At 66.5% G+C, this 25,278-nt stretch carries 25 protein-coding genes, 1 pseudogene and 1 riboswitch; of the genes and pseudogenes, 17 read left to right on the top strand and 9 right to left on the bottom strand.

Annotation, left to right across the window (positions count from 1 at the left end; all coding sequences use genetic code 11):
• The 7 genes and pseudogenes from APY03_RS43395 to APY03_RS07265 form a co-directional block, all read right to left on the bottom strand.
• Window positions 1-182, bottom strand: a pseudogene (locus APY03_RS43395) (phenylalanine--tRNA ligase subunit alpha); the annotation flags it as partial.
• A gap of 132 nt (window positions 183-314) precedes the next feature.
• Window positions 315-674: a 50S ribosomal protein L20 gene (gene rplT, locus APY03_RS07240; protein ID WP_028253492.1), complete on the bottom strand. Its 360-nt coding sequence runs from the start codon at window positions 672-674 to the stop codon at window positions 315-317.
• 23 nt (window positions 675-697) lie between these two features.
• Window positions 698-901 (bottom strand): 50S ribosomal protein L35, encoded by a 204-nt coding sequence (rpmI, locus tag APY03_RS07245; protein ID WP_028253491.1) that lies wholly within the window; start codon window positions 899-901, stop codon window positions 698-700.
• A 153-nt stretch (window positions 902-1,054) separates the two neighbouring features.
• Entirely contained in the window at window positions 1,055-1,675 is a 621-nt protein-coding gene (infC, locus tag APY03_RS07250) for a translation initiation factor IF-3 (protein WP_083944208.1), read from the bottom strand.
• Window positions 1,676-1,766: 91 nt separating this feature from the next.
• On the bottom strand, window positions 1,767-3,674 hold the full coding sequence (gene thrS, locus APY03_RS07255; RefSeq protein WP_068675339.1) for a threonine--tRNA ligase: 1,908 nt from the start codon (window positions 3,672-3,674) through the stop codon (window positions 1,767-1,769).
• A 395-nt stretch (window positions 3,675-4,069) separates the two neighbouring features.
• A complete protein-coding gene (gene aceA / locus APY03_RS07260; RefSeq protein WP_068675380.1) occupies window positions 4,070-5,389 on the bottom strand; it encodes an isocitrate lyase in 1,320 nt (439 codons plus the stop codon).
• A gap of 232 nt (window positions 5,390-5,621) precedes the next feature.
• Complete coding sequence (locus tag APY03_RS07265) at window positions 5,622-6,014, bottom strand: gamma-glutamylcyclotransferase family protein (protein ID WP_102905470.1); 393 nt, start codon at window positions 6,012-6,014, stop codon at window positions 5,622-5,624.
• A gap of 34 nt (window positions 6,015-6,048) precedes the next feature.
• On the opposite strand from APY03_RS07265, the gene APY03_RS07270 reads away from it, so the two are divergent.
• Both APY03_RS07270 and APY03_RS07275 read left to right on the top strand, forming a co-directional pair.
• Entirely contained in the window at window positions 6,049-6,975 is a 927-nt protein-coding gene (locus APY03_RS07270) for a DMT family transporter (RefSeq protein ID WP_068675341.1), read from the top strand.
• A gap of 194 nt (window positions 6,976-7,169) precedes the next feature.
• On the top strand, window positions 7,170-7,586 hold the full coding sequence (locus APY03_RS07275; RefSeq protein WP_068675343.1) for an SWIB/MDM2 domain-containing protein: 417 nt from the start codon (window positions 7,170-7,172) through the stop codon (window positions 7,584-7,586).
• Window positions 7,587-7,669: 83 nt separating this feature from the next.
• Here APY03_RS07275 and APY03_RS07280 read toward each other — a convergent pair whose 3' ends face one another.
• Window positions 7,670-9,394: a thiamine pyrophosphate-binding protein gene (locus tag APY03_RS07280; protein ID WP_068675346.1), complete on the bottom strand. Its 1,725-nt coding sequence runs from the start codon at window positions 9,392-9,394 to the stop codon at window positions 7,670-7,672.
• 100 nt (window positions 9,395-9,494) lie between these two features.
• Here APY03_RS07280 and APY03_RS07285 point away from each other — a divergent pair, with 100 nt between their 5' ends.
• From APY03_RS07285 to APY03_RS07355, 15 genes are all read left to right on the top strand, one after another.
• The gene (locus tag APY03_RS07285; RefSeq protein WP_068675348.1) at window positions 9,495-10,142 is read left to right on the top strand and encodes a TetR/AcrR family transcriptional regulator; all 648 of its coding nucleotides are present in this window, start codon (window positions 9,495-9,497) and stop codon (window positions 10,140-10,142) included.
• 133 nt (window positions 10,143-10,275) lie between these two features.
• A complete protein-coding gene (locus APY03_RS07290) occupies window positions 10,276-11,244 on the top strand; it encodes a tripartite tricarboxylate transporter substrate binding protein (protein WP_068675384.1) in 969 nt (322 codons plus the stop codon).
• Between the two features lie 51 nt (window positions 11,245-11,295).
• The gene (locus tag APY03_RS07295) at window positions 11,296-12,459 is read left to right on the top strand and encodes a Gfo/Idh/MocA family protein (protein WP_068675350.1); all 1,164 of its coding nucleotides are present in this window, start codon (window positions 11,296-11,298) and stop codon (window positions 12,457-12,459) included.
• Between the two features lie 7 nt (window positions 12,460-12,466).
• Window positions 12,467-13,723, top strand: a complete 1,257-nt coding sequence (locus APY03_RS07300; protein WP_068675386.1) for a dihydrodipicolinate synthase family protein — start codon at window positions 12,467-12,469, stop codon at window positions 13,721-13,723.
• Between the two features lie 25 nt (window positions 13,724-13,748).
• Window positions 13,749-14,771, top strand: coding sequence for an NAD-dependent epimerase/dehydratase family protein (locus APY03_RS07305; RefSeq protein WP_068675352.1), 1,023 nt, complete (start codon window positions 13,749-13,751; stop codon window positions 14,769-14,771).
• Between the two features lie 3 nt (window positions 14,772-14,774).
• A complete protein-coding gene (locus APY03_RS07310) occupies window positions 14,775-15,842 on the top strand; it encodes a dihydrodipicolinate synthase family protein (protein ID WP_068675354.1) in 1,068 nt (355 codons plus the stop codon).
• A 44-nt stretch (window positions 15,843-15,886) separates the two neighbouring features.
• Window positions 15,887-16,897: a Bug family tripartite tricarboxylate transporter substrate binding protein gene (locus APY03_RS07315; RefSeq protein WP_068675355.1), complete on the top strand. Its 1,011-nt coding sequence runs from the start codon at window positions 15,887-15,889 to the stop codon at window positions 16,895-16,897.
• Window positions 16,894-17,469 carry a tripartite tricarboxylate transporter TctB family protein gene (locus APY03_RS07320; RefSeq protein WP_068675357.1) on the top strand — a complete coding sequence of 192 codons (576 nt, stop codon included), beginning with the start codon at window positions 16,894-16,896 and terminating at the stop codon, window positions 17,467-17,469. The genes APY03_RS07315 and APY03_RS07320 overlap by 4 nt, the downstream gene beginning before the upstream one ends.
• A gap of 15 nt (window positions 17,470-17,484) precedes the next feature.
• Window positions 17,485-19,011: a tripartite tricarboxylate transporter permease gene (locus APY03_RS07325; RefSeq protein ID WP_068675359.1), complete on the top strand. Its 1,527-nt coding sequence runs from the start codon at window positions 17,485-17,487 to the stop codon at window positions 19,009-19,011.
• A 20-nt stretch (window positions 19,012-19,031) separates the two neighbouring features.
• Window positions 19,032-19,880: a sugar phosphate isomerase/epimerase family protein gene (locus APY03_RS07330; RefSeq protein WP_068675361.1), complete on the top strand. Its 849-nt coding sequence runs from the start codon at window positions 19,032-19,034 to the stop codon at window positions 19,878-19,880.
• Window positions 19,873-21,297 (top strand): enolase C-terminal domain-like protein, encoded by a 1,425-nt coding sequence (locus APY03_RS07335; RefSeq protein ID WP_068675363.1) that lies wholly within the window; start codon window positions 19,873-19,875, stop codon window positions 21,295-21,297. Before APY03_RS07330 ends, APY03_RS07335 begins: the two co-directional genes overlap by 8 nt.
• A gap of 44 nt (window positions 21,298-21,341) precedes the next feature.
• On the top strand, window positions 21,342-22,220 hold the full coding sequence (locus tag APY03_RS07340) for a sugar phosphate isomerase/epimerase family protein (protein WP_068675365.1): 879 nt from the start codon (window positions 21,342-21,344) through the stop codon (window positions 22,218-22,220).
• 182 nt (window positions 22,221-22,402) lie between these two features.
• Window positions 22,403-22,600, top strand: a riboswitch (FMN riboswitch).
• A gap of 89 nt (window positions 22,601-22,689) precedes the next feature.
• A complete protein-coding gene (locus APY03_RS07345) occupies window positions 22,690-23,202 on the top strand; it encodes a 6,7-dimethyl-8-ribityllumazine synthase (RefSeq protein ID WP_068675367.1) in 513 nt (170 codons plus the stop codon).
• Between the two features lie 61 nt (window positions 23,203-23,263).
• Window positions 23,264-23,941, top strand: coding sequence for a glutathione S-transferase family protein (locus tag APY03_RS07350; RefSeq protein ID WP_068675369.1), 678 nt, complete (start codon window positions 23,264-23,266; stop codon window positions 23,939-23,941).
• 107 nt (window positions 23,942-24,048) lie between these two features.
• Complete coding sequence (locus APY03_RS07355; protein WP_068675371.1) at window positions 24,049-24,507, top strand: hypothetical protein; 459 nt, start codon at window positions 24,049-24,051, stop codon at window positions 24,505-24,507.
• Here the strand turns inward: APY03_RS07355 and APY03_RS07360 are convergent.
• Entirely contained in the window at window positions 24,500-25,264 is a 765-nt protein-coding gene (locus APY03_RS07360; protein WP_083944209.1) for a sulfite exporter TauE/SafE family protein, read from the bottom strand. The genes APY03_RS07355 and APY03_RS07360 overlap by 8 nt on opposite strands.
• Window positions 25,265-25,278 lie beyond the last annotated feature (14 nt).

Raw genomic sequence — 25,278 nt, forward strand, 5'->3', positions numbered from 1 at the left:
TTGATCGCGGCACCGCGCGACTTCTTCTCGTCGACAGCCAGCGCGGCCATGCCCTTCATCAGCTCGGTGATGCGGCCGGCCTTCCCGAGGAACTGCGCCTTGGCATTTTCGAGTTCGGCCGATGCCTTGGCTTCAGCGAAGGCTGCACGTGCGGTGTCGACCAGGGAGTCCAACTCGTTCATGGAAATTCTTGAGCGTGAGAGAAAAGAAGCGGCCGGAGATGCGAACAAAAAAGGGCTGGAGCCCTTTCAAGCGCCAGCCCTTGTACCGTGGGCACAGGCCGCCTCCCGAGGAGCGGCGACCTGCTTGCGAGATCAAGCAGCCAGCTTGGCCTTGACCTGCTCCACGATGCCGGCAAAAGCGGCCTTGTCGTGCACGGCGATATCGGCCAGGACCTTGCGATCGATCTCGATTCCGGCCTTCCGGATGCCGTTGGCGAACTGGCTGTAGGTCAGGCCCAGTTCACGGGAAGCGGCATTGATACGGGCGATCCACAGTTGGCGGAACACGCGCTTCTTGGTGCGGCGGTCACGGTAGGCGTACTGGCCCGCCTTCATCACCGCCTGCTTGGCGATACGGAAGACGTTGCCGCGACGACCACGGAAACCCTTGGCAAGTGCGAGAACCTTCTTGTGGCGGGCTCGGGCCGTGACACCACGTTTGACGCGAGGCATGTGTGTACTCCTTGTTCGTCGTGTTAGATGCCGCTGCCGGGCAACATGGCAGCCATCGAGACCATATTGGTCTCATGCACTGCCGTTGCACCACGCAGGTGACGCTTGTTCTTGGTGGTCTTCTTGGTCAGGATGTGACGCTTGAAGGCTTGACCGCGCTTGACGGTGCCACCGGGACGAACGCGGAAACGCTTTTTCGCGCTGCTCTTGGTCTTCATTTTGGGCATGTGAATGCTCCTTTCGTTTGTGCTCGCGAGGCGCCGGGGATGATTCCCACGGTCTTGTTGGCCCCGAGACACTTCTTCATCCCGCCACTGCCTGCGCACGAAGCGCCGACAGCGGCGAAATCCCTTCAAAACCTCCTGCTACTGCCCCGCAGCTCAGGCCGCTGCGGGCGCCGTCGTCGGCTCGGTGGCCGGCTTGGCTGCACCACCGCCGCCCTTCTTGCGACCCGGCGCGATCATCATGATCATTTGCCGGCCCTCGAGCTTCGGGAACTGCTCGACCACGATGCTGTCGCCCAGGTCGTCACGAATGCGCTGCAGCAGCGCCAGGCCGAGCTCCTGGTGCGTGATCTCGCGGCCCCGGAAGCGCAGCGTGATCTTGCATTTGTCGCCTTCATCGAGAAAGCGCCGGATGTTGCGCATCTTGATGTTGTAGTCGCCTTCGTCGGTCCCGGGCCGGAACTTGATTTCCTTGACCTCGATGACCTTCTGCTTCGACTTCGCCTCGGCGGCCTTCTTCTGCTCGTGGTACTTGAACTTGCCGTACTCGATCAGGCGACAGACCGGCGGATTGGCCGCCGCGACCACTTCCACCAGATCCACGTCTTGCTCTCCGGCCAGCCGCAGGGCCTCGGCAAGACTCACGACACCCATCGGCTCGTTCTCGGGCCCGATCAGGCGGACTTCCGGGGCCATGATCTCCCGGTTCAGGCGGTGTTGGCGTTCCTCGCGGTGGCGGCGGTCGCGAAATGCAGTAGCGATGGTCGGATCCTTCAATCAATTTGCTACAGAACTGTAGCGAACACCTTCGAGTCCACGCCCACAAGCAGCCTGATCGGTCTGAATCAGCCTTTGAATCGGTTCAAATTCAAAGCTTGTGTTGGATGTCGTGGGCGATCTTTTGGGAGAACGCTTCCACCGACATGGCACCGAGATCAAGATTGCCCCGGGCGCGCACTGCGACGGCACCTGCCTCCTTTTCCTTGTCGCCGACGACGAGGATGTAGGGAAGCTTTTGCAACGAATGCTTCCGTATTTTATACGTAATCTTCTCGTTGTGCAGATCGAGCGAAACTCTAAGCCCTTGATTTAGCAGCGTTTTCGCAACCTGAGCTGCGTAGTCGGCCTGCCCTTCGCTGATGTTGAGCACCGCCACCTGCACCGGCGCCAGCCAAGCGGGCAGCGCGCCCGAGTGATGTTCGATCAGCATGCCGATGAAGCGCTCGAGGCTGCCGACGATGGCCCGATGCAGCATCACCGGATGAGCCCTGCCGCTCGACTCCGTCACGTACTCGGCGCCCAGGCGCTCGGCCATGTTGAAGTCCACCTGCATCGTCCCGCATTGCCAGTGGCGGCCGATGGCGTCGCGCAGCGTGTACTCGATCTTGGGGCCATAGAAGGCGCCTTCGCCGGGCGAGATGACGAACTCCACGCCCGAGCGGCGCAGCGCCTCGATCAGCGCGCTCTCGGCCTTGTCCCAGAGCTCATCCGAGCCGATGCGGTTGTCTGGCCGCGTGGCTACCTTGTAGAGGATGTCCTTGAAGCCGAAATCGGCATACACCTTGAGCAACTGGCCCGTGTAGGCCACGCACTCCTCCAGGATATGGTCTTCCGTGCAGAAGATATGGCCGTCGTCCTGCGTAAAGCCACGCACCCGCATGATGCCGTGCAGGCCGCCGGAGGGTTCGTTGCGGTGGCACTGCCCGAATTCGCCGTAGCGGATCGGCAGGTCACGGTAGCTGCGCAGGTCGCTCTTGAAGATCAGCACATGCCCCGGGCAGTTCATCGGCTTGAGCGCGTAATCGCGCTTTTCCGATTCCGTCGTGAACATGTTCTCGCGGTAGTTCTGCCAGTGGCCTGTCTTCTCCCACAGGCTCTTGTCGAGGATCTGCGGTCCCTTGACCTCCTGGTAGCCCGTGTCTCGGTACACCTTTCGCATGTACTGCTCGACCTGCTGCCAGATGGCCCAGCCCTTGGGATGCCAGAACACCACGCCCGGCGCCACCTCATCGATGTGGAACAGATCCAGTTCCTTGCCGAGCCGGCGGTGGTCGCGCTTTTCCGCCTCTTCTATACGCCGGATGTAGTCGTCGAGCTGCTTCTTGTCGGCCCATGCCGTGCCATAGACACGCTGCAGTTGCTCATTGCGGGCGTCGCCGCGCCAGTACGCGCCGGCCAGCTTCGTGAGTTTGAAGACCTTGAGGAAGCGCGTATTCGGCACATGCGGGCCGCGGCACATGTCGACGTATTCCTGGTGGTAATACAAGCCCATCGCCTTCTCGTCGGGCATGTCGTCGACCAGTCGCAGCTTGTAGTCTTCGCCGCGGGACTTGAAAACCTCGATGACTTCGTCGCGCGGCGTCATCTTCTTGACCACGTCGTAGTCCTGGGCGATCAGCTCGCGCATGCGCGCTTCGATCGCTTCCATGTCCTCGGGCGTGAAGGGCCGCTCGTACGAGATGTCGTAGTAGAAGCCCTCCTCGATCACCGGCCCGATCACCATCTTGGCCGCAGGAAAGAGCTGCTTGACGGCATGGCCGACCAGATGCGCCGTTGAGTGGCGGATGATCTCCAGGCCTTCCTCGTCCCTGGGCGTGATGATCTGCAGCTTGGCGTCCTGCTCGATCAGGTCGCTCGCATCGACGAGCCGGCCATCGACCTTGCCGGCAACCGTCATCTTCGCCAGGCCGGGGCCGATGGCCTTGGCAACGTCGGCTACCGAAACCGGGCCGGGGAACTCGCGGCGCGAGTTGTCGGGAAGCGTGATTTGGATCATGAAAAACCTCGGCGAGAAAACAAAAAGCGCGGTCGTCGGACCGCGCTTGGCTTGAGTGAGGAAGCTGGAGGTTCCAGCATGCGCGGCCTACTGGCCTTCTCCTTCAAGGAAAAGGCCGCTCACTTCTTGCGGAGTAGTTCGCGGTGTCATAACCAGGATGCCTTTCTCGCCCTTGTTGCTGCTCTGACGGAGCTTGCGATTCTAGCCGCTGAGTTCAGGATGCGAGCGCGGCGTTCTTGAGGCCCCGCACCTCGATCGGCTCGATGGCCGGCAGCTTGGCGAACAGCTCGGGCGCCTTGACCATGAAGGGCCCTGCGCGATCTGGCCGTTCATGCAGACGAAAAAAATCCCCGCGGATTTCTCGCGCTGGGCTCAAGCTCAGTGACAGCGGGATATCAGTGGAATTGCTCTTCCTCGGTCGAGCCGGTCAGCGCCGTGACGCTCGACTTGCCGCCCTGGATCACGGTGGTCACCTCGTCGAAGTAGCCGGTGCCGACTTCCTGCTGGTGCGACACGAAGGTGTAGCCGCGATCGCGCGCTGCGAACTCGGGCTCCTGCACCTTCTCGACATAGGCCGACATGCCGCGCTGCACGTAGTCCTGCGCCAAGTCGAACATGTTGAACCACATCGAATGAATACCGGCCAGCGTGATGAACTGGTACTTGTAGCCCATGGCGCCGAGCTCCCTCTGGAACTTGGCGATCGTGGCGTCGTCGAGGTTCTTCTTCCAGTTGAAGGACGGCGAGCAGTTGTAGGCCAGCATCTTGCCCGGATGCACCTTGTGCACCGCCTCGGCGAACTTGCGTGCGAACTCGAGGTCAGGCGTGCCGGTTTCGCACCACACCAGGTCGGCGTAGTGGGCGTAGGCGATAGCGCGCGAGATGGCCTGGTCGATGCCCTTCTTGGTCTTGTAGAAGCCCTCGGCAGTACGCTCGCCAGTGAGAAAGGGCTTGTCGTTCTCGTCGTAGTCGCTGGTCAGCAGGTCGGCCGCTTCGGCATCTGTGCGAGCGATCACCAGTGTCGGGGTACCGCAGACATCGGCCGCCATGCGCGCGGCAATCAGCTTCTGCACCGCTTCGGTGGTTGGCACCAGCACCTTGCCGCCCATGTGGCCGCACTTCTTGACCGAGGCGAGCTGGTCTTCGAAGTGCACGCCGCCGGCGCCGGCCTTGATCATGGCCTTCATCAGCTCGAAGCCGTTGAGCACGCCGCCGAAGCCCGCTTCGGCGTCGGCCACGATAGGCGCGAAGTAGTCGACGTAGCCCTTGTCGCCGGGGTTGGTGCCCTTGGACCACTGGATCTCATCGGCACGCCGGAAGGTGTTGTTGATGCGCTCAACCACCGTCGGCACCGAGTCCACGGGATAGAGCGACTGGTCGGGATACATGGCGGCGTAGCTGTTGTTGTCGGCCGCGACTTGCCAACCGGACAAATAGATCGCCTTGATCCCGGCCTTGACCTGCTGCATGGCCTGGCCGCCGGTCAGCGCCCCCAGGCAGTTGACGTAGGGCTCGTTGTTCACCAGGTCCCACAGCTTCTCGGCGCCCCGGCGCGCGATCGTGTACTCGATCGGGAAGGAGCCGCGCAGGCGCACCACGTCGGCAGCACTGTAGCCGCGCTTGATGCCCTTCCAGCGCGGATTGGTCGCCCACTCTTTTTCGAGGGCGGCGATCTGCTGTTCGCGGCTCAGTTGTTCGGTGATGGTTTGAGGCATGGTCACTCCAAGGGTTGATTGAGACGTGGGCGCTAAGGCCGTGAGCCCAACTTTACGTCATGGCATCTGTCTTATGTCTTATAGAAGACATATTTTTTAGCCAAACAAATCAACAAGTTGCGATCAGTTTTCTCAATGCAAAACAACTTCTCTCATATCGAGAAAAAATATTGCAACGCAACATGTGTCCATTCCGCAATGCGCAACGATCTCTTCGTTCATGAAAAGCGGGCTACCGATCGAACCAGTTGCCGGAGGCGATCACGCCGCGGCCTGCAATACGGTCCGGATGGATCTCATAAACCAGGCAAAGGAGATGGGTCGTGCCCACCTGCACCCGCACCGAGCGCTTGATGTACTCGCCGCTGCCGTCGGGCCGCACTTCCTCGAGTTGGTCAAGCTGCGCCTCGAGCGACGGCGCGATGGCGTAGACCTCTCCCACCAGCACGCCGCTGCCGCCGAGCACCGCGCCCGGATAGCTGCCCAGGTCGTACAGCGTGCCTTGAATGCGCGCATCGGCCACGTAGCGCGGCGCCGGCCGGAAACGCGCAATGTCGTTGCGCCCGCCACGCCGCAAGGTTCCGTAGACGAACACATGGCGGGGCTCGGAGGGGGAATGGGGCATCATCATCGGCTCGTCCTCGCATGCGAACAGTCTATTGAACTCCGCCCTCCCCGCGCCCGGCCGCCTGGTCGCCTATGGGTGCCTGGCCCTCAGCATGTCGCTGGTCGGCAGCTACGTCGCACTCTCCAAACCACTGGTCGTCGCCTTCCCGGTGTTCCTGCTTGCCTGGCTCCGCTTCGGGATTGCCGCGCTCGCGATGCCGCACTGGCTGCGCCGTCCGCCCGAGGAGCCAGCGATGACGGCGCGCACGCGCGGCCTGGTCTTCCTCGAGTCCTTCCTCGGCAACTTCCTGTTCTCGATCTGCATGCTGTTCGGCGTGAGCCTGACCAGCGCGGTCTCGGCGGGCGTGATCATGGCCTCGATCCCCGCCGTGGTCGCGATTTGCAGCCGGGTCTTCCTGCGAGAGAGCATTGCGCCGCGGACGGCGCTCGCGATCGCCTGCGCGGCTGGCGGCATCGGGCTGCTCGCACTTGCGCCTGCGCAGCCGTCGGCCCACCCGGACACCACCACCACGGCGTCGATGCCCTGGCTCGGCAACCTCCTGGTGTTTTGCGCGGTGCTCTGCGAGGCGGCTTACGCAGTGATCGGCAAGTCGCTCACGGGCAAGCTCGGGCCCAAGCGCATCTCCTCGCTGATCAACCTCTGGGGCTTCGTGCTCTCGACGCCGCTGGGATTGTGGTTCGCGCTGCGCTTCGACTTCGGCGCTGTTGCGCCCAGCCTGTGGGCCCTCCTGGTGGTCTATGCGCTGGCCGCCAGCATCTGGACGGTGTGGCTCTGGATGACGGGCCTCAAGGGGGTGCCGGCATCGCAGGCGGGCGTCTTCACCGTGATGCTGCCCGTGAGCGCGGCCATGGTCGGTGTGCTCGTGCTCGGCGAGGACCTGTCGCTGCTGCAGGTTTGCGCCTTCGCGTTTGCGCTGCTCGGCGTGGTGCTCGCGACCTGGCCTTCACGCCGCGCCTGAAGCACGGCAGGCGTGGCCAGAAGGCACTCCAGAGTGCGAAGACCTCCCTTCTCTCCTCTGAAAAAACAACAGCTCCCAATGAAAAAGTCCCTTTTTCCCTTGGAAACGCGTTTCTTCTCCTTTAGCATCCGCAATGCCAGTGGAGACACCGTTTTCATTGGTGAAAAGTGACCAATCCAAAAAGGAAATCAACCATGGCAACTGCAAAGAAGGCTCCGGCCAAGAAAGCGCCTGCAAAGAAGGCTGCTCCCGCGAAGAAGGCCGCACCGGCCAAGAAGGCTGCTCCGGCGAAGAAGGCGGCCCCCGCCAAGAAGGCCGCTCCCGCGAAGAAGGCTGCTGCGAAGAAGGCGCCCGCCAAGAAGCGCACGCCCAATGCTGCGTTCATGAAGGCCCTGACCCCCAGCCCGGCCCTCGCCGCCGTCGTGGGTTCGACGCCTCTGCCGCGCACCGCCGTCGTCAGCAAGCTGTGGGACTACATCAAGAAGAACAACCTGCAGGACAAGGCCAACAAGCGCAACATCAACGCTGACGCCAAGCTGAAGGAAATCTTCGGCAAGCCGCAAGTTTCGATGTTCGAGCTGGCCTCGCTGATCGGCAAGCACGTGAAGTGAGCCCCCGAGCGCCTCAGGTGCTTCATTGAAAAAGCCGGCGCAAGCCGGCTTTTTTCTTGCAGCGGCCCAGTGCTTGCAGCGGCTCAGTGGGCGCCTCGCGCCAGCGCTGCCTTGGTGATGACCGACAGCGTGCCGCGCGTCGTGATCACCTCGGGGTCCAGCGGGATCTCGATCAGCGTGCCCGTATCGGCCGCCAGCGCGCGCAGCAGCGCGGCCTCGAATTGCGCGGTCTCGGTGACGCGCTCGGCCGCATAGCCGTAGGCGCGGGCCAATGCGCAGAAGTCCGGATTGGCCAGCGCCGTGCCGCTCACCTTGGCCGGGTACTCGCGCTCCTGGTGCATGCGGATGGTGCCGAACATGCCGTTGTTGAGCAGCACGATGATGCTCTTGCCGCCATGCTGCGAGGCGGTGGCGAGCTCTTGCCCGTTCATCAGGAAGTCGCCATCGCCCGCGATGGTGAAGGCGATGCGGCCGGTTGCGATGTTCGCCGCGATGCCCGCCGGCACGCCGTAGCCCATGGCACCGCTGGTCGGTGCCAGCTGCGTCTTGTGACCCTTGGCGAGGCCGTGGTAGCGGAAGTACCGGTGCACCCAGCTTGCGAAGTTGCCAGCTCCGTTGGTGATGGCCGCATCCGCGGGCAGGTGCTGCTGCAGGGTGCGAACCACCGCCGCCATGTCGACCGCGCCGCGCGGCGACTCGGCCGGCAGTCCGGCAAGTGCCTGCGGTTCCAGGTTGGCGAGGTAGTCGGCATGCAACTGCGCGGCCCACGGCTCCCAGGGCACTTCGGCCGGGGGGCTCAGCACCTCGAGGCTGCGCGCCGCTGCGCTCATGCCGGCGTTGATGGCGAGGTCGGCCTGATAGACGCGGTTGAGCTCCTCGGCACTCGCATGGATGTGAACCAGAGTCTGCGCCGGCCGGGGTGCCTCCAGCAGCGTGTAACCGCCTGTCGTCATCTCGCCCAGGCGGGGCCCGATGGCCAGCACCAGGTCGCTGCGCTTCACATGCTCGGCGAGCTTGGGATTGATCGCGATGCCTACGTCGCCCGCGTAAAGGGGATGATGGTTGTCGAAGGTGTCCTGGAAGCGGAAAGCGTTCGCCACCGGCAGCTTCCAGCTTTCGGCAAAGCGCTGCAGCGCCTGCGCCGCCTGCACGGTCCAGCCGCCCCCGCCGGCGATCACCAGCGGGCGCTGCGCCTTCAGAAGCAGCTCGCGCAGGCTCCGCAGCGCGCCGGGGTCGCTCCAGGGCTGCACGGCCTCGACACGCGCAAGCGGCCGCGCCGAGGTCAAGCTGCGCAGCATGTCCTCGGGCAGCACCAGCACGACCGGCCCCGGGCGCCCGTTCATCGCGGTCGCAAAGGCGCGCGCCACGTACTCTGGAATGCGGTCGGCATCGTCGATGCGCTCCACGCGCTTGGCGAAGCCCTTGGTACTGGGCCCGAAGAAGCTGCCGTAGTCGACCTCCTGGAAGGCCTCGCGGTCGCGGAAGTCGCTGCCGACGTCGCCGACGAAAAGCACCATCGGCGTCGAGTCCTGAAAGGCGTTGTGCACCCCGATCGACGCGTTGGTCGCCCCCGGCCCGCGCGTCACGAAGCAGATGCCGGGCCGGCCCGTCAGCTTGCCGTGGGCCTCTGCCATGAAGGCGGCCCCGCCCTCCTGACGGTTGACGACGAAGCGGATGCGCTCGGCGTAAGCGTGGAAGCCGTCGAGCACCGCGAGGAAGCTTTCGCCCGGCACGCCGAACGCAAGCTCCACGCCTTGCTCGATGAGGCACTCGACGATCAGGTGGCCTGCGGGTTGCGACGAACTCATGGACGGGGCGCCTCTCTGCTGCAATATCGAAAGAAGCGGCGATTATCCCCACACCGCACGAACCCTTGCCTTAATTCCCCAACTGGTTAAATTGCATGCCATGAAGACGCCGCCGACCGCGCCCATCGAACCTCGCTCGCGCGACGCCGACCGATCACAGCTCGCGATCCTCGACTCGGCCCGCGACGAGTTCGCGCAGCGCGGCCTGGCCGGCGCGCGCATGGACAGCATCGCCGCGCGCGCAGGACTCAACAAGCGCCTGATCTACTACTACTTCGGCAGCAAGGATGACCTGTTCCTCGCCGTGCTCGAGCGCACCTATGCCGACATTCGCGATGCCGAGCAGCAACTGCACCTGGACGAGGTCGAACCGGTGGAAGCGATCCGGCGCCTGGTCTCCTTCACCTGGCACTACTACCTGGACCACCCCGAGTTCATCACGCTGCTGAACAGCGAGAACCTGCATCGCGCCGCACACCTCAAGCGCTCCGGGCGCATCCAGGAAATGAACTCGCCGCTGGTCCAGCTGCTCGACGGCGTGCTCGAGCGCGGGCGGCGCGAGAAGCTCTTCCGCGCCGGCATCGATCCGGTGCAGCTCTACATCTCGATCGCTGCGCTCTGCTACTTCTACCTGTCGAACAACGATACGCTTTCGGCCATCTTCGGCCGCGACCTGCGCGCACCGAAGGCGATGGCGCAGCGCCTGTCGCACATGACCGATCTCGTGCTGGGCTACGTCCTGCACTGATACGGGTATCTCCTAGGGCGGAGCCGTTGACGGGCTCGTGAACCGCTTCCTAGAATTGCCAATTCACTTTTTGGTGAATTGCAGTTCCGGCTTCGCCGTTCAGTCCACGCCTATAGGAAGAGACACCGTGCCCATCACCACCCGCCGCCACGCCCTCGTCGCCACGCTGGCCTTCTGCACCGCACTCGGCGCGGCGGCGCAGGGCGCCTACCCCAACAAGCCGATCCGCGTGATCGTCCCCTTCGCCGCCGGCAGCACCACCGACATCATTGCCCGCGCCATCGCCGACAAGATGGGCGCCAGCATGGGCCAGACACTGGTGATCGACAACCGCGGCGGCGCCAGCGGCACCATCGGCCAGCAGGCGGTGGCGACGGCAGCGCCGGACGGCTACACGATCATGATCCACTCGTCCTCGCACACGGTCAGCCCCTCGACCTTCGCCAAGCTGCCCTTCGACACGGTGGGAGACTTCGCCGGCGTCACGCCGATCTCCTCGCTGCCCAACGCGCTGGTGATCTCGCCCTCGAAGAACATCAAGACGCTCAAGGACCTGATCGCGGCTGCCAAGGCCAAGCCCGGCAGCGTCAACTTCGCCTCGGCGGGCCAGGGCAGCGCCACGCACCTGAACGCCGAGAAGTTCAAGATGGCGGCCAACATCGACGCCACCAACATCCCCTTCAAGGGCTCGGCCGAAGCGGTGACCGAGGTGCTGGCCGGCCGCGTCGACTACTACTTCTCGCCCATTGCCCCGGTGATCGGCCAGATCAAGGACGGCCAGCTGCTGGCGCTGGCCGTGGGCTCGCCCAAGCGCGCCGCCGCCTTGCCCGACGTGCCCACCACCGCCGAGGCCGGCGTGCCCGGTTCGGAGTTCAACTTCTGGATCGGCATGATGGCGCCGGCCAAGACGCCGCGAGACATCGTCAACCGCCTGCACGACGAAGTGGTGAAGGCACTCGCGAGTCCCGAGGTCAAGGAGCGCTTCCTCAAGCTGGGCGCCGATGCCTGGACCCTCAAGCCGGAGCAGTTCGACGCCTACATCAAGGAAGAGATCGCCAGCAACGCCAAGCTGGTGAAGGCCGCCGGCCTGACGCCCCAGTGACCTCCCGCGCATTTCCCCAGAACCCCTTCTTCATTCGGCAGACCTTCTGACATGGCCACCCAACGACTCGGACTCATCATGCACGGCGTCACCGGACGCATGGGCATGAACCAGCATCTCATCCGCTCCATCTGCGCGATCCGCGCGCAGGGCGGCGTCACCCTTTCCAACGGCGACCGCGTGATGCCGGATCCGATCCTGATCGGCCGCAACGCCGAGAAGATCGAGGCGCTGGCCAGGGCGCACGGCGTCGAGCGCTGGGGCACCGACCTGGACGCCGCGCTGGAGAACAAGGACGACACCCTCTTCTTCGACGCCGGCACCACCCAGATGCGCCCCACCCTGCTGGCCAAGGCGATCCGCGCCGGCAAGCATGTCTACTGCGAAAAGCCGATCGCGACCAATCTCAACGAGGCGGTCGAGATCGCGCGCCTGGCCCAGGGCTCGGGCCTGAAGCACGGCGCGGTGCAGGACAAGCTGTTCCTGCCCGGCCTGCGCAAGCTCGACATGCTGCGCCGCGCCGGCTTCTTCGGCCGCATGCTGTCGGTGCGCCTGGAATTCGGCTACTGGGTGTTCGAGGGCGACCTGCAGCCGATCCAGCGCCCCTCGTGGAACTACCGCAAGGAAGACGGCGGCGGCATGATCCTGGACATGATGTGCCACTGGCGCTATGTGCTGGACAACCTGTTCGGCGAAGTGCAATCGGTCTCGTGCATCGGCGCGACGCACATCCCGAAGCGCTGGGACGAGAACGGCCAGCCCTACGAAGCCACCGCGGACGACGCGGCCTATGCGACCTGCGAACTGCGCGGCCACGGCGGCGAGCCGGTGATCGCCCAGCTCAACATGAGCTGGGCCACGCGAGTGCGGCGGGACGACCTGGTGACCTTCCACGTGGACGGCACCGACGGCTCCGCGGTTGCGGGCCTGTCGTCCTGCCGGGCGCAGTCGCGCGTCGCCACGCCGCGGCCGGTGTGGAACCCGGACGAGAAGCAGACCATGAACTTCCTCGACCAGTGGCAGGAGATCCCCGACTCGCAGATCTACGACAACGGGTTCAAGATCCAGTGGGAGCATTTCATCCGCCATGTGGTCGAGAACGCGCCGTACAAGTGGACGCTGCCCGAGGGTGCCAAGGGCGTGCAGCTGGTCGAGGCCGCGCTCGAATCGTGGCAGGACCGCCGCTGGATCGACGTGCCGGAACTGAACATCTGAGGTGTCGATGGCTCTCTCGCTGACCCTCCCCGCAGGCGGCGGCACGCTCGCCCCCTACACGTTGCGCGGCACGGCCCCCCTCAAGCCGCCGCCGGGCAACAATGTTGCCCCCCACGCTTCGCTGCCCCCAGAGGGGGGCTTCGGTGGCTTGGGGCGGCCCGGCGCCGCCTCGTTCAACCGCATCGCCTACTCGGCCGCGCACGTGGTGGCCGACCCGCTGGCGGCAATCGACCCGTGGCTGCAATGCGCCGTCGACTGGGACACCACCATCGCCTATCGCCGCCATCTGTGGTCGCTCGGACTGGGCGTGGCCGAGGCCATGGACACGGCGCAGCGCGGCATGGGACTGGACTGGCCGACCTCGCTGGAGCTGATCCGCCGCTCGCTCGAGGCGGCCAAGGACGTGCCCGGCGCCCTGGTCGCATCGGGCTGCGGCACCGACCACCTGAGCCTCATCGACGCGAAGAGCGTCGACGACGTGATCCGCGCCTACGAGGAGCAGATGGCGGCCATCGAGGCACTGGGGGGCAAGCTGATCGTGATGGCCAGCCGCGCTCTGGCCCATGTGGCAAGAAGCCCGGCCGACTACGAGCGCGTCTACGACCGGATCCTCTCGCAGGCGAGGCAGCCCGTGATCCTGCATTGGCTTGGCGACATGTTCGATCCCGCGCTGGCAGGGTACTGGGGCACGAAGGATGTCGATGCGGCCATGGACACCGCCCTGGGCATCATCGCGGCCCACCCGCACAAGGTGGACGGCATCAAGATCTCGCTGCTGGACAAGGACAAGGAAATCGCGATGCGCCGCCGGCTGCCGGCCGGAGTGCGCATGTACACGGGCGACGACTTCAACTACGCCGAGCTGATCGCCGGCGACGGGCATGGCAGCGAGCCGACGCACGGCAAGAGCGATGCGCTGCTGGGCATTTTCGATGCCATCGCGCCGGCAGCCAGTGCCGCGCTGGGCGAGCTGGCCCAGGGCAACCATGAGAAGTTCCATGCCATCCTCGGCCCCACCGTGCCGCTGTCGCGCCACATCTTCGCGGCGCCCACGCGCTTCTACAAGACGGGCGTGGTCTTCATGGCCTGGCTCAACGGCCATCAGAAGCACTTCACGATGGTGGGTGGGCAGCAGAGCACGCGCTCGCTGCAGCACCTGGCCGAGCTGTTCCGGCTGGCTGACGCGGCCAATCTGCTGGAGCAGCCCGAGCTCGCGGTCGCGCGCATGAAGACGCTGCTGGCCTTCCACGGCATCGGGGACTGAAGCACAAACCCAGGCGGATCGCACCATGCAGTTGCCCGATCGCATCGAAGACCTCGAACACCTCGAGGAACTGCTGTCCCGGCCCTCCGAGGCACTGGTGCAGACCTTGGAACGAGTCGACGGTGACATCCTGGTGCTTGGCGTGGGCGGCAAGATGGGCCCCACGCTGGCGCGCATGGCCAGGCGGGCGAGCCCCGGGCGGCGCGTGATCGGGGTGGCGCGCTTCTCAGAGGTGGGCTTGCGTGAGCGCCTGGAGGCACAGGGCATCGAGTGCATCGAGGCAGACCTGCTCTCTCGCGAAGCGCTGGCCGGCCTGCCGGATGCGCCCAATGTCGTCTTCATGGCCGGGCGCAAGTTCGGTTCCTCGGGCAGCGAATGGCTGACCTGGGCCATGAACGCCCACGTGCCGGCGCTGGTGGCCGAGCGCTTTCGACATGCGCGCATCGTGGCCTTCTCCACCGCCTGCGTGTACCCCTTTGCCGATGTGCGCGGGCCGGGCGCGCGCGAAGAGGTGCCGCCCACGCCGCCGCCGGGCGAGTACGCGAACTCCTGCGTCGCGCGCGAGCGCTTGTTCGAGCACTTCTCGCACCTTCACCAGACGCCGGGACGGCTGATCCGCCTTTCCTACGCGATCGACATGCGCTACGGCGTGCTGCACGACCTCGCGCAGAAGCTGGTCGCGCGTGAACCCATCGACCTGACGATGGGCCACGCCAACATCATCTGGCAGGGCGAGGCCAACGATTGGACACTGCGCGCGCTGGCGCACTGCGACACGCCGACCTCGCCGCTCAACCTCAGCGGCCCCGCGATCGCCGTGCGCGAGGCAGCTCAGGAGCTGGCGCAGCGCCTCGGTGTCGAAGCGGTCTTCACCGGCCGGGAGGCCGACACGGCCTGGCTGATCGACTGCACGCGCGCGTTCGAGCTCTTCGGCCCGCAACAGGTCACGCTGGGGCGCATGCTGGACTGGACGGCCGACTGGGTGCGCCGCGGCATGGCGAGCCTGAACAAACCCACCCACTTCGAAGCCCGCGACGGCAGATACTGAGCCATGCGCCACTCGGACATCCCGCACGCCTCGCTCGCCCTGCTGCGCCGCGGCACGGCGATTCCCGCGCACCTGCTCTCGCTCGATGCCGGCCGGCGGCTGGACGAGCGCCGCCAGCGCGCGCTGAGCCGCTACTACCTCGACGCCGGCGCGGGCGGCATGGCTGTCGGCGTGCATTCGACCCAGTTCGCGATCCGCGAAGCCGGCCTCTACGCGTCCGTGCTCGAGCTCGCCATGCACGAGGCCCTGACCTGGGAGCCGCTGGATGGCCGCCGTCCTCTCTTCATGATCGCCGGCCTGGCCGGCCCGACCGCGCAGGCCAGGGCCGAAGCTGCCACCGCGCAGGCCCTGGGCTACCACGCCGGCCTGCTGAGTCTGGCCGCGATGAAGGGCGCCAGCGAGGACGCGCTGATCGACCACTGCGCCGCCGTGGCCGAGGTGATGCCGCTCGTGGGCTTCTACCTGCAGCCGGCCGTGGGCGGGCTCCACCTGCCGGCCAGCTTCTGGCGCCGTTTCGCCGCCATCGACAACGTGGTCGCGATCAAGATCGCGCCCTTCAACCGCTACCGCACGCTCGACGTCGTGCGCGGCGTGGTCGAGGCCGGTGCCGAAAGCCGCGTGACGCTCTACACGGGCAACGACGACCATATCGTGCTGGACCTGCTGACGCCCTTCGTCCTCATGCGCGAGGGCTTGCCCGTCACCGTGCGCATCAGGGGCGGCCTGCTGGGCCATTGGAGCGTAGGCACGCGGCGCGCGGTGCAGCTCCTCGCGCGCATCCATGAAGCCGTTGCCGCCGACGAGGTCCCGACGGACCTGCTGGCCCTCGATGCACAGGTGACGGACTGCAACGCAGCCCTCTTCGACGTCGCCCACGACTTCCACGGCTGCATCGCCGGCTGCCACGAGGTGCTTCGGCGCCAGGGCCTGCTGGACGGCATCTGGTGCCTCGACCCGCAAGAGGGCCTGAGCCCGGGCCAGGCCGACGAGCTCACGCGGGTGCATGACACCTACCCCGAACTCCACGACGACGCCTTCGTCGCCGCCCATCTCCCACGCTGGCTCGGCTAGCACCAGGGCCTGTTTCCCAGTCCAACGCATCACAAGGAGACACTATGCAGAAGCGCCACTTGATCCGAAGCATCGCCCTCGCTGCCGCCCTCGCCGCGCTGGGTGCGCCCGCCCTCGCGCAGGAATGGAAGCCCTCGCGCCCGGTCACCATCATCGTGCCCTGGGCCGCCGGCGGCTCCACCGACCAGGTGACGCGCGTGACTGCGGCGGAGATCGAGAAGACCCTGGGCCAGAAGGTGGTGATCGTCAACCAGCCCGGCGCCTCGGGCTCGATCGGCAGCAAGAGCGCGCTCGACGCGCCCAAGGACGGCTATACCTGGACCGCCGGCGCGGCGCAGGACCTGGGCTCCTACGAGACGCTGGGCATGCTCAAGACCAAGATCGCCGACTGGCACCTGTTCCTCAACGTCGCCAACGTGCAGGTCATCGGCGTCAACGCTGCCGCGCCCTACAAGAACGCCAAGGAGCTGCTGGACGCGATGAAGGCCAAGCCGGGCCAGATCAGCGTCGCCACCGCAGGCGTGACCTCGGCCGGCCACAACGCGATGGAACTGATCGCCAAGAGCACGGGCGTCAAGTACCGGCACGTCACCTACGACGGCGGCAACCCGGCCGTCGTGGCCACCGTGGCCGGTGAGACCGAGGTCACCACGCAGCTCGCGGTCGAGCAGGCCGACATGATCCGAGGCAAGCGCATCCGCCCGCTGGCCACGGTGAGCGACAAGGCGCTGGAGCTGGAAGGCTTCGGCACCATCGAGCCCCTGTCCAAGACGCTGGAAGGCTTCAAGGCGCCGACCAACTACTTCGGCATCTTCATTCCCAAGGGCGTGCCCGACGAGGTGGTGAAGACGGTGGAGAAGATCTGGGTCGACAACATCGCCAAGAGCGAGGTGCTGAAGAAGTACGCCACCAGCCGCGGCGCCCTGTTCGCGCCGCTGCACGGCGCCGAGGCGCAGACCGCGGTGACGCCGGCCATACAGGCCAACACCTGGCTGCTCTTCGACAGCGGCAAGGCCAAGGTCTCGCCGGAGACGCTGGGCATCGCGCGCCCATGACGGCCGAAGCTTCCGACCGCGACCACGCTGCGGCGGAGGCCGAGTCCGACGCGGCAGCCCAGGCGCGCAGGACTTCGCCGCGCTCGGACCTCCGGCAGGCCCTCGGCTGGATCGCTCTCGGCATCGCCACGATCGTCGGCTCCCTGCGCATGGACCGCCTCGAGAAGCAGGACATCAATCCGTACACCGTTCCGGGCTTGCTGCCCGGGTTCCTCGGCGGCGCGATCGTCCTGTTTGGCCTCCTGCTCGCATACCGCTCCTGGCGCCGCCTGACTGCCTCGCCGCAGCTCCGGAGTGCGCGCGCCGCAAGCCCGCGTGCGGAGTCCCTCCGGATCGCAACCGTGCTCGCGCTGTGCATCGGCTTCGCAGCCGGCCTCGTGGGCCACGGGCTGGCCTTCTGGCTTGCCACCGCCGTCTTCGTCACGGTGTCGATCGCCGTCCTGCAGTTCGCCGAACGCAGCGCACGGAACCAGCGCCTGCGCGGACTCGCCTTGGCGCTGACCGTCGGCCTGGCCACCGGCCTCACCATCACCTTCGTGTTCCAGGAACTGTTCCTGGTGCACCTGCCCTGAGACACAGGAGAGCGCATGTTCGATGGCCTGAGGATGCTGGGGGAGTCGTACCTCGGCTTCCTGAATGTCTGGTCCCTCGCCTACGGCCTGGGCGGGGCCCTGCTCGGCATCATCGTCGGCGTGCTGCCCGGCCTGTCGGCCACGCTGTGCATTGCCCTGCTGACCACGCTCACGATCAAGCTAGCGCCCAACGACGCGATCCTGATCCTGATCTGCGCCTATGTCGGGACGATCTACGGCGGCAGCCGCACCGCCATTCTGCTCAACATCCCGGGCACCGCCGCCAATGCGGCCTCCTGCGCCGACGGCTACGCGCTCGCGCGCAAAGGCGAAGCCGGGCGCGCCATCGGCATCGCGACCTCGGGCGCCTTCACGGGAACGCTGTTCGGCGTGCTGTGCCTCGCCATGTTCACCCCGGCATTGGCGGAGATCGCGCTGTCCTTCGGCGCCTTCGAGTTCTTCTGGCTCGCGCTCTTCGGCGTCGCCATGTCCGGCAGCATCGTCGGCGAGGACCCGCTCAAGGGCTGGCTCATGGGCTGCCTCGGCCTGCTGGTCGCCCAGATCGGCCAGGAAGGCCTCTATGCGTACGACCGCTTCACCTTCGGATGGGACGAGCTCTCCGGCGGGATCGCGCTGATCCCGGCGCTGATCGGTGCCTTCGGCTTCGCCGAGGTGCTGACCTCGCTGGCCGACCCCATCGAGCGCAAGATCATCAACTTGCGCGATTCCGTACTGCCTCGATTCCGGGAAGTCGTCAGATACTGGCGCACCGTGCTGCGCTCGGGGGTCATCGGCGTGGTGACGGGCATCCTGCCAGGCGTCGGTGAGGACTCCGGCGCCTGGATGTCCTACGCGGCCGCCAAGGCGGCGAGCAGCGAGCGCGAGCAGTTCGGCAAGGGTTCGATCGATGGCCTGATGGCGGCAGAGACCGGCGACATGTCGGCCATTCCTGGCGGCATCATCCCGGCGCTGGCGCTCGGCATCCCTGGCTCGGCCCCCTCTGCGGTGCTGATGGCGGCCATGATCATCCACGGTATCCAGCCGGGCCCGATGCTCATGATCAAGACGCCGCATTTCATCTACGACGTCGTGGCAATGACCACGCTGGCCACCTTCAGCATTCTTTTCTTCGGCCTGTTCCTGGTGCGGCCGCTGATGCTTGTGCTGCGCGTCAGGCGCTCCGTGCTCATGCCCATCGTCTTCGTGCTGTGCACGGTAGGCGCGTACGCCATCGCGTCGCGCCTGTTCGACGTCTACGCGATGCTTGCGATCGGTGTCGTGGCCTTCTTCCTGCGCCGCCGCGGCTATGAGATGGCGCCCTTCGTACTCGGACTGGTGCTCGGCGACCTGCTGGACAAGAGCCTGCGGCGTGGCCTGGTGCTGTCCGACGGCGACCTCGCTCCCTTCTTCACGCGCCCGATCTGCGCGGTGCTGGCAGCAGTCACCATCCTGACGATGCTGGTGTACATCCCTGCGGTGAATGTGCGCGTGCGACGGGCTTGGAGCGGTGCCAAGCGCTTCGTGTTCCACCGCAGTGCCTGAGAAGCCGAGGACGCCGGCCCATGCAATTTGCGCTCTGCAACGAAGTGCTGAAGGAACTGCCCTTCCCCGAGCAATGCCGGGTCGCCGCCGCGCTGGGCTACGACGGCCTGGAGGTGGCCCCCTTCACACTGTGCGCCGATCCGATGGATCTCAGCGATGCGCAGGCGCGCGAGTTCGGCCGCATGGCACTTGAGCACGGCCTCGAGATCAGCGGCCTGCACTGGCTGCTGGTCGCGCCGGCAGGCCTCTCGATCGTGAGCGCCGACGCTGCACTGCGCCAGCGCAGCACGGCGGTGATGCAGCGCCTGGTCGAGCTCTGCGCGCTGATGGGCGGGCGCTACCTGGTGCACGGCTCGCCGAAGCAGCGCTCGGTGCCGCCAGGCGAGACCCGCGCGGCAGCGTTGGAGCGCGCGCGCGAATGCCTGGCCGCGGCGGCACAGACCGCGCAACAATGCGGCGTGATCTATTGCATCGAGCCGCTCTCCACCGCCGAGACCGACCTCCTCAACACAGTGGAAGAGGCCGTCGAACTGGTGCAGGCCATCGGTTCGCCGGCCTTCAGGACCATGATCGACTGCAGCGCCGCCGGCCAGATGGAGCGCGAGGACATTCCCGCGCTCATGCGCCGATGGATGCCCACCGGATACATCGCCCATGTCCAGGTCAATGATCCCAATCGGCGGGGCCCCGGCCAGGGCGACATGCGCTTCGCCCCCATCCTGGCAGCGCTCCATGAAATGAAGTCAGCCGGGCACTATCCGGGCATCGTCGCCGTGGAGCCCTTCGACTATGTGCCCGACGGCGTGGGTTCGGCGGCGTGGGCCATCGGCTACCTGCGCGGACTCGAGGAGGCTTCAGGGCATGCATGACGCGCCGCGCTTTGCCGTCCGCGAGATCGCCTTGTTCGAGAGGCCGGTGGTGCTGCGCCTGCCCTTCCGCTTCGGCGTGGTCACGCTGACTGAATGCCCGCAGGCTTTCGCGCGCGTTCGCATCGAGTTTGCCGATGGGTCGAGCGCCTGGGGCGCCGCCGCGGAGCTGATGGCGCCGAAGTGGTTCGACAAGAACCTCGCGCTCAGCAACCAGGACAACTTCGACCAGCTGCGCCGCGTCACCACGCTGGCGCGGCAAGCCTACCTGAGCGACGCCGCGCCCGCGACCGCCTTCGGCCACTTTGCGCGGCACCACGATGCGCACCGTGTGGCGGCCGCAGGCCTCGGCTACAACCCCCTGCTCGCAAGCTACGGACCCGCGCTGCTCGACCGGGCGATTCTCGATGCGCTGTGCCGCGGGCTGCAGGCGTCCTTCTACGCCGCCATGCGCAGCAATGTCGCGGGCATCGGACCGGGCCGGCCCGAGTTCGACGGGCTGGGGATGGACGCCTTCCTGGCAGGCCTGGCTCCCGCAGCAAGCATCGAGGCGCGCCACACGGTCGGCATGCTCGACGCGATCACCGCGGCGGACCTGAAGCAACCCGTGGCCGATGGCCTGCCGGAGACGCTCGAGGAGGTGGTGCGCGTGTACGGCCACCGCTACTTCAAGCTCAAGGTGGGCGGCGACATCGCGTCGGACCTGGAGCGCCTGCGCGCCATCGAGGACGTGCTGGACCGCATGGGCGGGCCCTACTTCGTCTCGCTCGACGGCAACGAGCAATACGCCGACGCTGCCGGCATCGCGGAGCTGATGGCGCGCATGCGCGAAACGCCCTCGCTGGCGCGCCTGTATGCGTCGATCCTCTTCGTCGAACAGCCGATCGCGCGCAGTTTCGCGCTCGAGCGCGACCTTCGCGACGTGCGCAGCGCAAGCATCGGAAAGCCGGTGATCATCGACGAGTCGGATGGCGAGCTCGACAGCTTCGTGCAGGCGCGCGCGCGCGGCTACGCGGGCGTGTCCTCGAAGACCTGCAAGGGCTTCTACAAGTCGCTGCTCAACGCGGCGCGCTGCGCTAAGTGGAATTCGGAACAGCAGCAGACGCGCTATTTCATGTCTGCCGAAGACCTGACCACGCAGGCCGGCCTGGCCGTGCAGCAGGACCTGGCGCTGGTCAGCCTGCTGGGCATCGCCCACGTCGAGCGCAATGGCCATCACTACGTCAATGGCATGGCCGCGCTGCCGCTCGCGGAGCAGCAGGCCTTCCTCGAGGCGCACGGCGATCTCTACGAGCGTTCGCACGGCGCGGTGCGCCTGCGCATCCGCGACGGGCGCATCCGGCTCGGATCGCTGGATTGCGTCGGCTTCGCGAGCGCGGCCATGCCCGATTTCGATGCAATGCAGCCGATGGCTGGCTGAGCCCCTTCCTTCGCCTTTTTCGTACTCCCTCTACACCCCGTTCCATGCGCGATTTCACCCAAGGCCACGAGTGGCTCTCCATCAACACCGCCACCATCCGCAAGCAGCAAGGCGCCGAGGTGCCGCTGGACCGCCTCATCGACCAGTGCGCAGCGCAGGGCATCCGCGCCATCAGCCCCTGGCGCGACCAGGTCGCCGCGGTCGGCCTCGAGCGCATCGGCAAGCAATTGCGCGCCCACGGCATCGGCCTCTCGGGCTACTGCCGCGGCGGCTTCTTCCCGGCACCCGATGCCGCAGGACTGAAGGCGGCGCTGGAGGACAACCGCCGCGCCATCGACGAAGCCAAGACGCTCGACGCGCCCTGCCTCGTGCTGGTGGTCGGCGCCCTGCCCGGCGCGCTCGAAGGCCGGGTGCACTACAAGGACATCGGCCGCGCGCGCGGCGAGGTGCGCGACGGCATCGCCGCTTCGCTCGAATACGCGCGCGAGGTCGGCATGCCGCTCGCGATCGAGCCGCTGCATCCCATGCAGGCGGCCGATCGTGCCTGCATCAACACGCTCGAGCAGGCGCTGGACCTGTGCGACGTGCTGGATGCGCAGCGTTCGGGCATGCTGGGCGTGGCACTCGACATCTACCACGTGTGGTGGGACCCGAAGCTGCAGCAGCAGATCGCGCGTGCGGGCAGGGAGCGCCTGCTGGCTTACCACGTGTGCGACTGGCTCACGCCCACGCGCGACCTGCTGAACGACCGCGGCATGATGGGCGACGGCGTGGTCGAGCTGCGCAAGATCCGCGGCTGGGTCGAGGCTGCGGGCTTCACCGGCTTCAGCGAGGTCGAGATCTTCTCCGCGCTCGACTGGTGGCAGCGGCCGGGTGAGGAAACGCTGGCCACCTGCATCGAGCGCCACCGCAACGTGGTCTGAGTCCAGAGCGATCAAGAGCCGCACGGCCGCTGCGAAGGTACTCCAGCAACCCGGTTGTGCTGCAATTCGCCGCATCGCAAGCGGAAGCCCCGCGTGCCACGAGGGGTCTGCCACCCGCGCGACAACGCCGGTGCCGCGGCAGTCCTAGAATCGCCGGGCCGCCGCGCGACAGTGCAGCGGCAAAGCGTTCTCAGGGCGGGGTGGAATTCCCCACCGGCGGTGATGGCGACCTGTTCGCACGAGCCCGCGAGCGCCCGCGGCGCGCCACGCGCCGCGGGGTCAGCAGACCTGGTGAGATCCCGGGGCCGACGGTTCAGGACTTGTGTTGCCGTCATTTGCGGCAAGACAAGACCTCATAGTCCGGATGAAAGAGAGCGCGGTTCCGTCGCCGGGCGGGCGCATCCCCATGCGCCTGGCTGCAGCGGTCCCGTGCGCCCTGATTCAGGCAACCCTTCTTCAAAGGCAAACCATGAGTCAGATCAACGACCTTCCCCTCTCCGCCGTCGGCACGCCCGGCAACTCGCGCGGCCGGCGCATTGCCTTCGTGCAGGCCCAGTGGCATTCCGACATCGTCCACCAGGCGCGCGACGCCTTCCTCGAAGAGATGGAGCGCCAGGGCGTGCCGCGCGCCGACATCGACATCTTCGACGTACCCGGTGCGTTCGAGATCCCGCTGCATGCCAAGCGGCTGGCCCGCTCCGGGCGCTATGCGGGCATCGTCGGCTGCGCGCTGGTGGTGGACGGCGGTATCTACCGCCACGAATTCGTCGCCAGCACGGTGGTCAATTCGCTGATGACGGTGCAGCTGGAAACCGACGTGCCCGTCTTCTCGGCGGTGCTCACGCCGCACCACTTCCACGAACATGTGGAGCACCGCAAGTACTTCCACCGCCACTTCGCGGTCAAGGGCACCGAGGTGGCCGAGGCGTGCGTGAAGACGCTGGAGGCGCTGAAGCGCGTCGATGCGCTGATGGCCGCCTGAAGACGGTCTCAACAAGGGCGTGGCCCTTCATCCCGGCGGCCCGCGGGTGTAGGCTTGCCCCATGGACAGCCACGACGCTCCCGCCTACACGCTGTACGGCGCGCCCGGTTCGGGCGCGACGCCCGTCCATGCCGCGCTGACGCTGATCGGCGCACCCGTGAAAGCCGTAGACATCGCGCCCTGGGAAGGCGAAGCCGAGCGCGAGAAGCTGAGCGCGGTGAACGGCATGCGGCAGGTGCCGGTGCTGGTACTGCCGTCGGGCGAACTGATGACCGAGAGCGCCGCGATCCTCATCTGGCTGGGCGACCACTACCCCGATGCCCGGCTGGCGCCCGGCATCGACGACCCGCGCCGCGCACAGTACCTGCGCTGGATGAGCTTCATCCCCGCCGCCATCTATTCGATGTACTGGGTGCATGACGTGCCCTCGCGCCTGGCGGCCGATGCCGCGGCGGAGGCCGTGATCCAGGAACGCACAGCCGAGCGCATCGCCGAGTGCTGGCGCCGGATGGATGCGCAAATGCCGCGAGGCACGGCCTACCTGCTCGGCGAGCGCATCGGCACGCTGGATCTCTACGTCACGGTCGTCTCGCGCTGGACGCCAGGGCGCACGCGCTTCTACCGCGAGGCGCCGCGAATGGCCGAGGTGGTCCGCCGGGTGGATGCCGAGCCGCGCCTGGCCGCCTTCTGGGCTTCGCGCTATCCGTTCACGTCCGGGTGGGAAGGCACGGAGTCCTGAAAACGTCGGGGCGACCAAGGGTTTGCGCTGACAAATTGCAGGTCGAAACGGCGTCCGGGCGGCGTAAGAATTTCGTAAGATTCGCGCCCCACGTCATCCGGAATTCCATGCTCGACATTGATTTGCCAGCGCCTGACCAGGCGATTCGCAGCGTTCTAGCAAACCGCGGTATCGTCCCGGCGCTGGCCCTGCTCAACGACCGGACGAACTACCGGTTCTCCGCGATCTACAAGCTGGACGGAGAGGTGATGCACGCGGCGCACGCCTTCGACCGCACCTCCGAATACCGCACCTGGCTCAAGGTCGTGCCGCTCGGCAGGAGCTTCTGCCAGTACGCCATGGCGCATGGCGAGTTCGTGACCCGCCACGCGTCCAAGGACCAGCGCCTCACGAATCGCCCCTACGCCGGCTTCGTCGAGTCCTATTACGGCCAGTTGCTCACGCGCGAAGATGGCACGCCCTACGGCACCTTCATCCATTTCGATCTGGAGCCGTGCGACATTGCGGCGTCGGAGATCGCCTTCCTCCGGGAAGTGATCCCGACCTTCCTGGACTACCTCAATTGAACGGTCCCCGCGCCAGCAATACCGGCACCGAGGAGGCCAGCAGCGCCACCCCCGACAGCGTCAGCAGTCCCAGCACGATCTGGCGAAACGCCACCTCGCTGATGCCGACGTAGAGCCGCGCGCCGAGCAGCACGGGCACCAGGACGGCAAGGGCGACAATGCCCAGCAGCGGCAGCATCGGCACGCCGACGAGGCCGGTGCCGAGATAGACCGAGAAGGTCACCATCAGCATCGAGAGATTGAAGTTCTGGATCACCGAGCGCTGCACGTCCTTCTCGAGGCCGCGCAGCGTGCACCAGAGCGTGGGAATGGCGCCGGTGAAGCCGCCCAGGCCGCCGCAGATCCCGCCGATCATGCCGACCACGCCATCGGCCGCGCGCCCGCCGGCCTTCACCTGAGGCAGGTTCCGCGCCATCAGCATGGCCGGGCACCAGAGCACGAGCAGCCCACCGAGGCAGGCCTTGAACAGGGGCACGTCCAGGCGCGGAAGCAGCCACACGCCCATCGGCACGCCCACCAGGCCGCCGAGCACGAAGGGCAGCAGCAAGGCCCGGTCGAAGCCGCGCCGCACCGTGACGGCGGCGATCACCTGGCCGGTCAGCCCGCCGAAGGTGGCGAGCACCGCGGCCAGCCTGGGGTCCACGGTCCAGGCCCACAATGACATCGCGACCAGGCTGAAGGCAAAGCCCGACAGGCCCTGCACGAAGCCGGCCACGACCGCGCCGAGCGCGACGATCAGGTAGAGCGACGGATCCAATGCGCAGGCCGGAC

This window comes from Variovorax sp. WDL1, from assembly GCF_001541225.1.
GTDB lineage: Bacteria > Pseudomonadota > Gammaproteobacteria > Burkholderiales > Burkholderiaceae_C > Variovorax.

Coding starts and splice junctions, on each gene's coding strand:
- rplT (WP_028253492.1), bottom strand. CDS start 674: ATGCCTCGCGTCAAACGTGGTGTCACGGCCCGAGCCCGCCACAAGAAG.
- rpmI (WP_028253491.1), bottom strand. CDS start 901: ATGCCCAAAATGAAGACCAAGAGCAGCGCGAAAAAGCGTTTCCGCGTT.
- thrS (WP_068675339.1), bottom strand. CDS start 3,674: ATGATCCAAATCACGCTTCCCGACAACTCGCGCCGCGAGTTCCCCGGC.
- aceA (WP_068675380.1), bottom strand. CDS start 5,389: ATGCCTCAAACCATCACCGAACAACTGAGCCGCGAACAGCAGATCGCC.
- APY03_RS07265 (WP_102905470.1), bottom strand. CDS start 6,014: ATGCCCCATTCCCCCTCCGAGCCCCGCCATGTGTTCGTCTACGGAACC.
- APY03_RS07275 (WP_068675343.1), top strand. CDS start 7,170: ATGGCAACTGCAAAGAAGGCTCCGGCCAAGAAAGCGCCTGCAAAGAAG.
- APY03_RS07280 (WP_068675346.1), bottom strand. CDS start 9,394: ATGAGTTCGTCGCAACCCGCAGGCCACCTGATCGTCGAGTGCCTCATC.
- APY03_RS07285 (WP_068675348.1), top strand. CDS start 9,495: ATGAAGACGCCGCCGACCGCGCCCATCGAACCTCGCTCGCGCGACGCC.
- APY03_RS07295 (WP_068675350.1), top strand. CDS start 11,296: ATGGCCACCCAACGACTCGGACTCATCATGCACGGCGTCACCGGACGC.
- APY03_RS07300 (WP_068675386.1), top strand. CDS start 12,467: ATGGCTCTCTCGCTGACCCTCCCCGCAGGCGGCGGCACGCTCGCCCCC.
- APY03_RS07305 (WP_068675352.1), top strand. CDS start 13,749: ATGCAGTTGCCCGATCGCATCGAAGACCTCGAACACCTCGAGGAACTG.
- APY03_RS07310 (WP_068675354.1), top strand. CDS start 14,775: ATGCGCCACTCGGACATCCCGCACGCCTCGCTCGCCCTGCTGCGCCGC.
- APY03_RS07315 (WP_068675355.1), top strand. CDS start 15,887: ATGCAGAAGCGCCACTTGATCCGAAGCATCGCCCTCGCTGCCGCCCTC.
- APY03_RS07320 (WP_068675357.1), top strand. CDS start 16,894: ATGACGGCCGAAGCTTCCGACCGCGACCACGCTGCGGCGGAGGCCGAG.
- APY03_RS07325 (WP_068675359.1), top strand. CDS start 17,485: ATGTTCGATGGCCTGAGGATGCTGGGGGAGTCGTACCTCGGCTTCCTG.
- APY03_RS07330 (WP_068675361.1), top strand. CDS start 19,032: ATGCAATTTGCGCTCTGCAACGAAGTGCTGAAGGAACTGCCCTTCCCC.
- APY03_RS07335 (WP_068675363.1), top strand. CDS start 19,873: ATGCATGACGCGCCGCGCTTTGCCGTCCGCGAGATCGCCTTGTTCGAG.
- APY03_RS07340 (WP_068675365.1), top strand. CDS start 21,342: ATGCGCGATTTCACCCAAGGCCACGAGTGGCTCTCCATCAACACCGCC.
- APY03_RS07345 (WP_068675367.1), top strand. CDS start 22,690: ATGAGTCAGATCAACGACCTTCCCCTCTCCGCCGTCGGCACGCCCGGC.
- APY03_RS07350 (WP_068675369.1), top strand. CDS start 23,264: ATGGACAGCCACGACGCTCCCGCCTACACGCTGTACGGCGCGCCCGGT.
- APY03_RS07355 (WP_068675371.1), top strand. CDS start 24,049: ATGCTCGACATTGATTTGCCAGCGCCTGACCAGGCGATTCGCAGCGTT.